General features: G+C 48.4%; 10 protein-coding genes. 8 read left to right on the top strand and 2 right to left on the bottom strand.

Features of this window, described 5'->3' with window-relative positions; translation table 11 throughout:
• Positions 1 to 41: 41 nt before the first annotated feature.
• Together AC56AD_RS08490 and AC56AD_RS08485 are read right to left on the bottom strand one after the other, a co-directional pair.
• Positions 42 to 704, bottom strand: coding sequence for an HAD family hydrolase (locus AC56AD_RS08490; protein ID WP_012508407.1), 663 nt, complete (start codon positions 702 to 704; stop codon positions 42 to 44).
• A gap of 118 nt (positions 705 to 822) precedes the next feature.
• Positions 823 to 1,047 (bottom strand): hypothetical protein, encoded by a 225-nt coding sequence (locus AC56AD_RS08485; protein ID WP_012508406.1) that lies wholly within the window; start codon positions 1,045 to 1,047, stop codon positions 823 to 825.
• A gap of 254 nt (positions 1,048 to 1,301) precedes the next feature.
• Between AC56AD_RS08485 and AC56AD_RS08480 the strand changes: the two genes are divergently transcribed.
• The 8 genes from AC56AD_RS08480 (at position 1,302) to AC56AD_RS08445 (ending at position 11,632) form a co-directional block, all read left to right on the top strand.
• Positions 1,302 to 2,114 (top strand): phosphate ABC transporter substrate-binding protein, encoded by an 813-nt coding sequence (locus tag AC56AD_RS08480; RefSeq protein ID WP_041526790.1) that lies wholly within the window; start codon positions 1,302 to 1,304, stop codon positions 2,112 to 2,114.
• 220 nt (positions 2,115 to 2,334) lie between these two features.
• Positions 2,335 to 3,498 (top strand): PstC family ABC transporter permease, encoded by a 1,164-nt coding sequence (locus AC56AD_RS08475; protein WP_012508404.1) that lies wholly within the window; start codon positions 2,335 to 2,337, stop codon positions 3,496 to 3,498.
• 52 nt (positions 3,499 to 3,550) lie between these two features.
• The gene (pstA, locus tag AC56AD_RS08470; protein ID WP_012508403.1) at positions 3,551 to 4,897 is read left to right on the top strand and encodes a phosphate ABC transporter permease PstA; all 1,347 of its coding nucleotides are present in this window, start codon (positions 3,551 to 3,553) and stop codon (positions 4,895 to 4,897) included.
• Between the two features lie 11 nt (positions 4,898 to 4,908).
• Positions 4,909 to 5,769, top strand: coding sequence for a phosphate ABC transporter ATP-binding protein PstB (pstB, locus tag AC56AD_RS08465; RefSeq protein ID WP_012508402.1), 861 nt, complete (start codon positions 4,909 to 4,911; stop codon positions 5,767 to 5,769).
• Between the two features lie 18 nt (positions 5,770 to 5,787).
• The gene (gene phoU / locus AC56AD_RS08460) at positions 5,788 to 6,447 is read left to right on the top strand and encodes a phosphate signaling complex protein PhoU (protein ID WP_012508401.1); all 660 of its coding nucleotides are present in this window, start codon (positions 5,788 to 5,790) and stop codon (positions 6,445 to 6,447) included.
• A gap of 154 nt (positions 6,448 to 6,601) precedes the next feature.
• Positions 6,602 to 7,333, top strand: a complete 732-nt coding sequence (locus AC56AD_RS08455; protein ID WP_012508400.1) for a PhoU domain-containing protein — start codon at positions 6,602 to 6,604, stop codon at positions 7,331 to 7,333.
• A gap of 94 nt (positions 7,334 to 7,427) precedes the next feature.
• A complete protein-coding gene (locus tag AC56AD_RS08450) occupies positions 7,428 to 8,531 on the top strand; it encodes an efflux RND transporter periplasmic adaptor subunit (RefSeq protein ID WP_012508399.1) in 1,104 nt (367 codons plus the stop codon).
• Positions 8,528 to 11,632 carry an efflux RND transporter permease subunit gene (locus AC56AD_RS08445; RefSeq protein WP_012508398.1) on the top strand — a complete coding sequence of 1,035 codons (3,105 nt, stop codon included), beginning with the start codon at positions 8,528 to 8,530 and terminating at the stop codon, positions 11,630 to 11,632. The genes AC56AD_RS08450 and AC56AD_RS08445 overlap by 4 nt, the downstream gene beginning before the upstream one ends.
• The last annotated feature ends 25 nt before the right edge of the window (positions 11,633 to 11,657 follow it).

The raw sequence follows: 11,657 nt of genomic DNA, 5'->3' as shown, positions 1-11,657 counted from the left end.
TTGGCATAAACATCAGAGAGGTCTGACTGGATACCTGTTACTTACAGGATTTCTTCAAGCAATGTGATAATCTCCTCGGGGTGCTGCACCACTGTTTTTGCCCCAAACTCCAAAAGCTCGCTTTCCGGTCTGAATCCCCAGAGGACGCCGAGGGGGTACATACCGGCCCTTGTAGCGGTGAGCATGTCAATGCCGCTGTCACCGACATAGAGAATTGAGCCGGGCTCTTCGTTGAGCATCCGGGCAACAAGCAGGGCCCCTTCGGGGTCAGGTTTGTGTGCTATGCCGCTGTGATGGCCCATCACAACATCGAAATTCCACTCTTTCAGCAGCTCCTCTGCGCAAAGACGGGTGAAGTGATTGGCTTTGTTTGAAAGGATGGCCTTTTTTATTCCCCGTTCGGTAAGCTTGTCGAGCAGGGTGCTGATACCGGGATAGGGGCGTGAGTAACGGTTCCAGTTGTCGGCATAGTGCATCATCAGATCCTTGAGCATCAGATCAATTATCTCCTCGGTTCCGGCCTCTTCGGGGAGCGCTTTTTTGACCAGCTCTCTCATACCGTGCCCAACAAGAAAGCGGCACTCATCCAGGGTATGTATGGGGTAATCGTGCTGGGCAAGCACCGTATTGAGGGTGTTGACAATATCCTGCAGGGTGTTGAGCAAGGTGCCGTCAAGGTCGAAAATAACTGCTTTGAAGGTCATAGGGTAATTATCTGGTTTTGCATTGGTTTCGGTAAGCCACAGGTGGTTGTCGTGCAATAAAAAAAAGCACCTCATGCAAAACTGGCACAAGGTGCTTTCTGAAAATAAAAAGAGCAGCCTACTTTTTAGGAGCAATCGCTGATGTTACATTCTGCAACACCTGACCAGCAGTGTTTGCTGCACTGCCAACAAGATCAATCGCTGTTTTTCCCAGAGGCTCTACAATCCCTACAACAACTTTAACTCCGCTGCCCAGGAGGTCAGCCGACTGCTGGACGAGTTTGCTTGCCGTATCCAGAAGGTTGTTGAGGGCGTTTGACAATTCATTCGTTTCGTTTGCCATAGCAGTTACTATTTTGGGGTTATGAAGAAGAATATACAGGTCAAAATGTTTTTGTTACAGCATTTATGCATTTTAACAAAAATCGCTGAACTCTGCACCAAGTTAACAAATTTAATCTATAGAAGCCAACATAAAACTGCGTATGTAACACGTTGGGGAGCAATCAACTGCTGATACAAGCTTAGAAGAAATTTCAAAGTTACCTTGCAGGTGCGTATCTTGCCTATAACTTTTAAATGAACCAGGATGAAACCATGATACCTAAATTTCTGCTGTTTGTTGTTTTACTTGCAGTTACCGCCACTACGACAGCAACTGCTGCCAGCAACTCCATTGTCCTTGACGGTTCAACAACCGTCGGCCCTCTTGCAAAGACTTTTGCTTCATATTTCACTAAAAAATATGGAGTTCGTGTTACCGTGAGCGAGTCGGGCAGTGGCAATGGCGCCAAAAGCCTGATCAATGGTTCCTGTACCATTGCAGCCATGTCTCGTGCCATGAAAGCGGCTGAAATAGCAGCGGCGAGGACAAAAGGGGTCAATCCTGTTGCTCATGTTGTTGCACTTGACGGTCTTGCCATGATTGTTCATCCGGCAAATCCGGTTCGTTCACTTTCGAAAGCCCAGATCAGCAATATCTATCGTGGAACCATTACCAACTGGAGAGAGGTTGGAGGCCCCAACGCACGCATTGTTGTTATCCAGCGTGAATCCAACAGTGGTACCCAGGAATCCTTCAAAGAGCTGGTTTCCGGAAAAGGGGTACAGATAACAGGGAGTGCTGAAACCCAGTCCAGTAATGGTTCGGTAAAGAGCAGGGTAAGCACGACCCTTTCAGCCATAGGCTTTGTTGGTCTTGGTTTCGTGGATCGTTCGGTAAAAGTTGTTGCAGTCAACGGGGTTCTTCCCACGTTATCAATGGTGAAAAATGGTACCTATCCGGTAACAAGGCCTCTCTTCTTCTATACGAATGGCCAGCCTGCGGGGTCGGTCAAACAGTTTATTGAGCTGCCGAAAACAGCGGATGGAAAAAGGATGATCACGGAGCTTGGTTTTATCACTCGCTGAGATCGTTTTTTATCTCGACAGTACTTTTTTGCATAAAGCCGGTTAACCAGTAATCCGGCTTTTTTGTTTTTGAACTTTTCTGTCAATGTTTTCATACTTGTAACAGAATCGTCATTGTATTCTGTGCGGAAAGCTCATAGATTAGGCACATCGATAAATCACCGGGAGAGTAAAGAGGTCGGGTATCCGGTAGCTGTTGTAAAAAATAACATTTAAAGTTATGGCTGAAGAGAGTTTAGGGGAGCGCAATCGGACGAATGCATTTGTCTTGAGTGCCCGTAAACGCACCATGCAGAAGGTTGCAAAAACAGTGGGGGAGGGTATGCTTTTCGCTGTTGCCTCTTTTGTGGCCGTTATCGTCCTGTTCATTTTTTATTTTGTAGCACGTGATGCTGTTCCCTTTTTCCAGATCAGGGGGTTCAGTGAGTTTTTTACCAGTTCAAACTGGTATCCGGCAAGCGAACCTGCTGAGTTTGGCGCTTTGGCCATTATCTATGGCAGTTTGATGGTGACACTCGGTTCTGCCTTGATTGCCGTACCGATGGGTGTGGCAGCGGCAATATGCCTGAGTGATATTTTACCTTTTTCGATCCGCCAATATGCCAAGCCGATCATTGAAATGCTTGCAGCCATCCCCTCTGTTGCTTTCGGATTTTTTGCTCTTGTCGTTTTCGCCCCTCTCCTGCAAAATAATGGGGGACCCATGCTGATGTGGGCGTGGTGGATACTCGTTTCACCCTTTATGCTGCTTGCTGTTATCGTTATTTCCGATCTTTTGACCACGAAGATCAAGGAGCAGAGACGTCGTCAGCAACTGCAGATCCTTTTTCTGATCCTTTTTGGTACACTCTCGGTTCTCCTCTTGTTCAAGGTTGGCACCATCCTGTACGGGATTCAGATTCTGACTGGTACCAATGCGCTGAATGTCTCTATCATTCTCAGCTTTATGGCGTTGCCGACTATTGTCAGCGTCTCTGAAGATGCTCTTCAGGCTGTCGGGCGCGAACTTCGTGAAGGCAGTTATGCTCTTGGCGCCACCAGAGCTGAAACCATCATAAAAACGGTTCTTCCTGCTGCCAGCAGTGGTATTCTTGCTGCGGTCATTCTTGGTGTTATGCGTGCACTCGGTGAAACAATGGTGGTCTGGATGGCTTCGGGCAACTCTTCTCACATTCCCGAGCCCTGGTTCAACTATCTCGAAGCAATCAGGACACTCACAGCAACCATTGCCGGAGATATGGGCGAAGCTGACCAGGTGACCGGATCGGCCCGTTTTCATGTGTTATTCGCAATGGGTTTGCTTTTACTTGTCATCAGTTTTGTCAGTAACCTTGTCAGCGAGAGAATTGTTGTTCGCCAGCGTAAAATTCTTTCTGGCCACTGATTTTTGTGCTTGAAATTGAGTTCTCTCTATTTTTTCATTTAACCCTGTTGTCATGAATATCGGAACCAGGAAAATACTTGATCGTTCGTTCACCGCTGTTGGTTTCGGCTCTATCATTGTTATGGCGATGGCTTTGATGATTGTTGTTGTGCCGATTGTTACTAACGGTATCGGCGCGGTATTTTTTACCGGTACGGTTGAACATCGCAAAATGCTGCACAATGAGTTCAGTCGGGGAGATAATCAGAGCCTTTCCAGTGAGGTTGCCTCCTCGGAGCGTTATCGTGCAAAGGTCTACGATATGCTCGCTGTGTTTGAGACTGAACTTGAGACGATGGAGCCTGAAAAAAAGAGGGAATACACGGGGAAATATGCTCAGGTCAGAACAGCCCTTCAAGCCCTGCTTGGACCTCTTCCGGGAGATTCTGCACCTATGCTGACAAGGTTCAAGTATGGTCAGACCCGATGGGAAAAGGCGGAGGAGAAGCTGCATGATCTCCTCTATGAATCGAAATGGGACAACTCCAACCCCAATGTTATGTCCAAGGAGTACTTTGTAAGCCGTGCCATTGGCTTTGAGGGTACCTCTCTCGTCAAACTGTTTCCTTATGTAAAGGAGAATCTTGAGAAGATCCTCCTTCCCGAGTTTACCGTGTATTGGGGATTTATCACCGATAGCTCTGTTGACTCGCATTTTTTCGGAGGTATCTGGCCGGAAATTCAGGGTACTTTTTTTCTCGCTATTGGAGCCATGCTTTTTGCCTTTCCCCTTGGTGTTATTGCGGCAGTCTATTTTACTGAATATGCCAAGCCCGGTTTTTTAAACAGTATGCTGCGCAGCGCCAACAGCACCCTTGCCGGTGTGCCAAGTATTGTTTTTGGTATGTTTGGTCTCGCTTTTTTCATCAACACGATGAAGGTTTCTGAATCAAAAAGTGTGCTCGCCGGTGCGTTGACGTTGGCAATCATGATTCTGCCTACCATTATCCGTGCAGCCGAAGAGGCAATCCTCGCCGTACCCAAAACCTACAGGGAGGCATCGCTCAGCCTCGGCTCTACAAAATGGAATACCATTGCGACGGTTATTCTGCCTGCCGCACTTCCCGGCATTCTGACCGGAGGTGTTATCAGCCTCGGCAGGGCTGCTGGTGAGACAGCTCCGATTATCTTTACCGCAGCCGTCAGTGTTGGTTCGGCTATAGGGCTTGCAGATGTGTTATCTTCTCCAACCCCCGCACTCTCCTGGAACATTTATAATCTTGCCAGTGAACATGAGGCTGCCAGTCAGATACGGCACGTGCAGTACGGAATGGTGCTTGCGCTGGTCAGTATTGTTCTGTTACTGAACTTGTCGGCAATTGTGCTTCGGGCTCGTATTTCCAAAAAATTAAAAGGCTAAACAAAATATCAATGCTCATGACAGTTGATGCCAAAGAGACTTCCGGGAGTTTGCCGCTGCAGAAGGCAACACGAGAAATCTATCTTCCCCCGGAACGAAAAAAAATATCCGGGGAAGATACTATTCATATCTCGGCCAAGGAATTTTCCATTTATTACAGTGAGTTCGAGGCCGTAAAGAAGGTCAGCGCCGATATTATGTCGAAATATGTTACCGCAATCATCGGCCCGAGCGGTTGCGGCAAGAGTACATTTTTACGCGCCATAAACCGGATGAACGATCTTATACCGAGTTGCCACACAACCGGAGCCTTGCTTTTTGATGGTGAAGAAATATATGGAAAATTCACCGACGAGGTTTTGCTTCGCAAGAAGGTCGGTATGGTGTTTCAGAAACCAAACCCCTTTCCCAAGTCTATTTTTGACAACATCGCCTATGGCCCTCGTCTGCATGGTGTGACCGACAAAAAAAAACTGATGGAAATTGTCGAGCGCAGCCTGAGAAAAGCGGCGATCTGGGATGAGGTCTGTGACCGTCTCGACAAAAATGCACTTGGTCTGAGCGGCGGCCAGCAGCAGAGACTCTGTGTTGCCCGTACGCTTGCTGTTGAGCCGGAGGTGCTTTTGCTTGACGAGCCGACCTCGGCTCTTGATCCCAAAGCCACAGCCAAAATCGAGGATCTTATTCAGGAGTTACGCGGCAGTTATACCATCATGATCGTCACGCACAACATGCAGCAGGCCTCGCGGGTTTCGGATTCCACCATGTTTTTCTATGAGGGTGTTCTTGTTGAACATGCTTCGACCGCGCAGCTCTTTACCAATCCGAAAGATTCGATGACAGAAGACTATATAACCGGAAGATTCAGCTAACGAAACCATTACACGATCATGTCAGAACGTCCGGTCCATGAGCTTATCAAAGAACTCTCCCAGGTTCTTGTTCAACTCTCCGATAAAGTAGTGGGGAATTTGCTTGATGCCCTGCATGCTGTAAAATATCAGGACGAACAGGGTGCGCGCAAGATCAGGATGGTAGATGATGAAATTGATTTGGCCGAGGTCAACCTTGAGGAGCGCTGTCTTGCATTTCTTGCCTTGCAGCAGCCGGTAGCAAGAGACCTTCGCACCATTGTTACCATTATTAAAATCAACGATGATCTTGAGCGTATCGGTGACCTCGCAGTTCATATTATTGAACGGATGCCGGAAATCAGTCCGGAGATGCTCGAATTATTTAAATTTGAGCAGATGGGTATGCGCGCCGGCGAGATGGTTAAAAATTCAATTGAAGCTTTTGTCTCCAAAGACCGTATACTTGCAGGCCATGTGTGCGCTCTTGATGAAGAGGTCGATGTGATGCATCGCTCCGTCTTTAAAAAAGTGATTGCCTTGATGAAAGGGCCAGACTCTGATGTTGACCAGCTCATAGCGGCGTTAAGCATATCAAGGTATATCGAACGCATGGCAGACCATGCAAGTCGCATAGCCAATGAGGTGATATTTTTGGTGACGGGTGAAATTGTTCGCCACAGGGGAGGATTTTATTAAAAGTCACTTCTGTGGCTCACAAAGAGATCAGGAGGCGAGGTGCCGATGATGAGATACCGCGGGTTTTAGTTTTTTTTCTTGCATTTAATCTTGCAGGTCTGCTAAATTAACGACACCTTGTATTTTTTAAACATAAGCATGGTGTTTGAACCCTATGGCGAACCTGTTAGGCAAATTTTTCGGCGATTCACCGAAAACAGCAGAAACCCCGAAAGCTTTTACCATCCAGATTGATCCTCTGAAGTTTGCTCTTTCCATGAAACCGCAGGGGACGGTTCATGTGCAGCTTGAATCACTCAAGCAGAAGCTGACCAAACTCTCTTCAAATGTCGAAAACAACCTGATGCTCAGTATACGGGCATCAACAAAAGCAAATATCGAGCTTGCTGCTTCAGCATTCAAGTTTGATGAAGCCTATATCCGGAAAGGGAAGTTCGAGGTTGAATACCTGACGCTGGCTTATGCTTCATTCCAGAATCTTGGTGCAGAAGATCTCAAGGCGGTCAACTATGCCCGGATGATCCTTCGGGAGCTTGAAAAACTGGCCCAGCTCGCACTCAATATTGCCGACAAAACCGGTTATGTGGAGTTTGCCAATGTTCAGGAGCTGCACAAGGATGAGTATGGACTCAAACCGATGGGTGATATTACGGCTGAAATGATCAAGAAAGCAGTTGAGGCCTATGTCAGCAGCAACTCAAAACATGCCAGCGAAACCCTGATGATGATGCAGGAGATTCAGACTCTTTACGATGCGGCTGTCGCAAAAATCAAAGCATCGGTTAACGACCAGAATATTACGAATCTGACCGGTATCCTTTCCATTGTTGAACATGTCAAGACATCTGCGGATATCTCCTGTTCCATTGCGAGCCATTTCTGCTGAAATGCCTCTCTTTTCAGCGATAAAAAAAAGCGTGCTTCGGTTCGCTTTTTTTTATCGTGCATGTTGTCCTTGATTATCCGATGAATATTTATCCATGAAAAACCCGATAACGATAGCCGGTATGCTGAAACAGCACAAACTCGCTGCAGTCGTTCTCCTTGCCACTCTTTTTCTGGCACTTTTCTGGTACTCTCAGCATCGCGAACCATCAAAAGGAGCAGCAAAAAGAGCGGATGAACGTATTCCTGTTTCGGTTGCCCTCATCACCAAAGCGGCAGTCCAGGACAGTTTCAGTACGGTCGGTACCGTTGAGGCCCTCAGAGAGGCTGATATCTTTTCTGAATCTGCAGGTCTCGTTCGCAAGGTTTCGGCTGAACCGGGGAGCTCGAAAAAGGCCGGAGAGGCTTTGTTTACTCTTGATGATGAACTAACCACCGCCCGGCAAAGGAAAGCCGATGCACACTACCGTCAGGCGAAGCGAGACGTTGAACGTTACAAAAATCTCTACAGTGAAGGCGCTGTAGCACTTTCAGCCTATGAAAGCGTGCAGTTGCAACTCGAAGAGGCGGAAGCCGAGTTTATAGCGGCCACCCGAAAACAGAGCGATACCCGAGTGAAAGCCCCTTTTTCAGGTGTGGTAACTGCTCGATTTATTGAGCAAGGGGAGTTGGTTCAAGAGGGAAAGAAGGTTGCACAGATGGTAGACCTCTCGAAACTCAAGGTCATTATTTTTGTGCCTGAGCGGGAGATCATCAAATTTGTGCCAGGCACACTGCTGACCGTTACCAGCGATCTTTATCGAGGGAAAGTTTTCAGTGGCAAAGTAAGTTCAGTGAGCGACAAGGCGGGTCGTGACCACACCTTCAGGGTTGAAGTTGTGCTGCAGAACTCTGCAGAGAGCATGTTCAGGTCCGGCATGTTTGCCAGGGTACTCCTGAAAGGCACGGGTGAGCGTCAGGCCATTCTTGTTCCGCGTGTTGCACTTGTTTCCGGAATCAGAAAACCCGAACTCTTTGTTGTCCGCAACGGCAAGGCTTTTTTGACCCCTTTTGTTGCAGGAATGGAGTTGCAGAAGCAGCTTGAGGTTCTTGGTGGACTCTCGGTGGGCGAGAGTGTGGTCATCAGCGGCCAGAACGAGCTTCATGACGGCTCTGAAGTGGTTGTTATTGACCAGAAGAAGAACCCTGCAGCGCCATGACACTGACAGAGCTCTCCATAAAACGACCGACGCTCATTGTCGTTATCTTCACCGTGCTTGGTATTCTCGGCCTCTTCAGCTACAGGCAACTGCAGTACGAACTGCTGCCAAAAATGACGCCACCTGTTGTTACCATATCCATCCGTTATCCAGGGGCTTCGCCGGGTGAAGTTGAGACCTCATTGACCAAACCGGTTGAGGAGGCTGTCTCCGCTATCGAAAAAATCTCCTCCATAACCTCGACCTCAACCGAAGGTCTGTCGGTCGTTGCCATCGAGTTTTCCAACTCTGCCAATATTGAAAAGGCATTGCAGGACGCACAGCGCAAGATCAACGAGGTGCGCGACAGTTTTCCCGATGAGGCAAAGGCTCCGGTCATTACCCGTTTTGCGCTTGATGAGGTTCCGGTACTGCGTATCGGAGCAACCTCATCGTTACCGGATACCGATTTTTATCAACTCCTCAAGGATGATATCAAGCCCCAGCTTGCAAGCATAGCGGGAGTAGGCCAGGTTTATCTGCTCGGAGGACGTGAGCGTGAAATCAAGGTCAATATCGATCTTGAACGGCTTCAAAGTTACAGTCTCACCATTCCCGATGTGCTTAAAGAGGTCGGAAAGGCCAATATTGATTTCCCAACCGGTAAAATTGATGATAGCGACAAGCAATTTGTGGTGAGGCTTGCCGGTAAATTCACGAGCCTTGAAGAGCTGGGAGCATTGGTGCTCCGCTCCTCCTCTACCGGAACCGTGACACTTCGTGATGTTGCCGAAGTCGAGGATGGCTTCAAGGAGATTACAACCCTTACCAGGGTGAACGGACGCAGTGCTGTCGGCATTATGGTCATGAAACAGAGCGATGCCAACACGGTTGATGTCAGCCGCCTGACAAGGGCAACGCTCTCCCGCCTTACAGCGCTCTACCACAGCAAGAACCTTTCGTTCGATATTGCACAGGATGCCTCTACCTTTACGCTTGAGGCCGTTACTGCCGTACAGCATGACCTGATGCTCGCCATTCTTCTTGTTGCACTGGTCATGATGCTCTTTCTGCACAGTCTGCGCAACTCCCTGATTGTCCTTGTCTCCATTCCGACATCGCTGGTGACCACCTTTATCGGGATGTATGCTTTCGGATTTTCCCTCAATCTCATGACCCTCCTCTCCCTTTCGCTGGTAGTGGGAGTTCTGGTGGACGACTCCATTGTCGTACTTGAAAATATTTATCGCCATCTTGAACGCGGTGAAGAGCCACGCCATGCAGCCCTTACCGGCAGAAACGAGATTGGCTTTACCGCACTCTCCATCACCCTTGTCGATGTGGTCGTTTTTCTTCCGCTTTCACTGGTAAGCGGTATTGTCGGCAATATCCTGCGCGAGTTTTCCGTAGTCATGGTCATATCAACCCTCGTCAGTCTTTTTGTCTCCTTCACCCTGACGCCACTGCTTGCATCACGCTTCTCCAAAGTTGAAAAGTTTTCAGGCAAGAACATCTTCGAACGTTTCGCCATCGCTTTTGAAAACAGCTTCCAGCGATTGAGGGAGGGCTATCTCAATCTTCTGCAATGGAGTCTCCGCAATCCACGGAAAGTTTTTTTCAGCGCAATCATTCTGCTTTTTTCCTCTTTTCTTCTTCCCTTTTTCGGCTTTATCGGAGGAGAGTTTATCTCCGTCTCCGACCGTGGAGAATTTGCTGTCATGCTGGAACTTGAACCAGGGACACCCCTTGAAGAGACCAATCGGGTGACAAGAAGTGTGGAACGTCGTCTTACCGCAATGGCCGAAGTTAAAAAAGTGATGGTCAATGTTGGTGCGTCGAACGAAGGGTTTTTCAACCAGAGTGCAGACAATATTTCAGAAATCAACGTCAGGCTCTCCCCCAAGGAGGAACGAAGCCGATCGACCGATGCCATCATGCAGGCAATCCGCATCAACCTGCAGGATATTGCGGGGCTCAAGGCAAGCATCAACCCGATTGGTATCTTCGGAACCGCCAATGAGACACCAGTTGCTGTTATTCTCAGCGGGCCCCTCAGAAGTCAGGTAACACGGGTGGCTGAAGCGTTGCGAGACAGCGTCAAAACGATTGCAGGCACAGCCGACGTCAAGCTTACCTCACAGGTAGGGAGTCCGGAGATGCGCATCGTCGTTGACCGCGAAAAAATGGCATCATTCGGCCTCACCATTGCCGATGTTGGAGCAGCCCTCCGCACAGCCTATGCCGGAGATGAAGCTGGTAAATTCCGGGATGGAGGTGACGAATATGATATCAGGGTTATGCTCGACAAATACTACCGTCAAGGTACCGCCACCCTTTCCGAAATTACCTTCCGTACGCCCGAGGGCGATCTGGTTCGTCTTGGACAGTTTGTCTCCTTTGAGCAGGATCGGGGTTATACCCAGTTGCAGCGTAAGGATCGCAACAATGCCGTTTGGGTAAAGGCACAGGTTATCGGGCGTCCTGTTGGCAGCATCGGCAAGGAGATTGAGCGCATTATGGGGAATATGAAAAAAAGTGGTTTCATGCCCTCAACGGTTTCCTACGCCTATGAATCTGATTTGAAACGGCAGGGAGAGTCGAATTCAACTCTTCTGCTCTCCTTTCTTGTTGCAATTATCTTTGTTTATCTTATCATGGTAGCGCTCTATGATTCCTGGATCTGGCCGATGGTGGTCATGTTTTCCATTCCGCTGGCCCTTATCGGAGCCCTTTTTGCCCTTGCCCTTACCGGCAAATCGCTCAGTATCTTCACGATTCTCGGTATTATTATGCTGGTAGGACTTGTAGGAAAAAATGCAATACTTCTGGTCGATTTTATCAATAAATTCCGTCTTGAGGGTATGGAGCTTTCTGTGGCGATTATTGAAGCTGCCAGGGAGCGGTTACGCCCGATTCTCATGACCACCCTGACCCTGATTTTTGGACTTCTGCCGATTGCACTTTCGGGAAGTTCCGGCTCTGAATGGAAATCCGGTCTTGCTGTTGCTCTTGTCGGCGGTTTGGCCAGCTCGATGTTTCTTACCCTGTTGGTGATTCCTGTAGTCTATGTCTGGTTTGACCGAATGAGCCGGAAGTTAGCCAGACTGAAACGCAAGCCGTGAATGTAGTATTTATGTATATGTATAA

It is taken from the genome of Pelodictyon clathratiforme (assembly GCF_982375515.1).
This window is presented reverse-complemented; position numbering and strand designations above follow the sequence as displayed.

Coding starts and splice junctions, on each gene's coding strand:
- pstB (WP_012508402.1), top strand. CDS start 4,909: ATGCTCATGACAGTTGATGCCAAAGAGACTTCCGGGAGTTTGCCGCTG.
- AC56AD_RS08450 (WP_012508399.1), top strand. CDS start 7,428: ATGAAAAACCCGATAACGATAGCCGGTATGCTGAAACAGCACAAACTC.
- pstA (WP_012508403.1), top strand. CDS start 3,551: ATGAATATCGGAACCAGGAAAATACTTGATCGTTCGTTCACCGCTGTT.
- AC56AD_RS08455 (WP_012508400.1), top strand. CDS start 6,602: ATGGCGAACCTGTTAGGCAAATTTTTCGGCGATTCACCGAAAACAGCA.
- AC56AD_RS08475 (WP_012508404.1), top strand. CDS start 2,335: ATGGCTGAAGAGAGTTTAGGGGAGCGCAATCGGACGAATGCATTTGTC.
- AC56AD_RS08485 (WP_012508406.1), bottom strand. CDS start 1,047: ATGGCAAACGAAACGAATGAATTGTCAAACGCCCTCAACAACCTTCTG.
- phoU (WP_012508401.1), top strand. CDS start 5,788: ATGTCAGAACGTCCGGTCCATGAGCTTATCAAAGAACTCTCCCAGGTT.
- AC56AD_RS08490 (WP_012508407.1), bottom strand. CDS start 704: ATGACCTTCAAAGCAGTTATTTTCGACCTTGACGGCACCTTGCTCAAC.
- AC56AD_RS08445 (WP_012508398.1), top strand. CDS start 8,528: ATGACACTGACAGAGCTCTCCATAAAACGACCGACGCTCATTGTCGTT.
- AC56AD_RS08480 (WP_041526790.1), top strand. CDS start 1,302: ATGATACCTAAATTTCTGCTGTTTGTTGTTTTACTTGCAGTTACCGCC.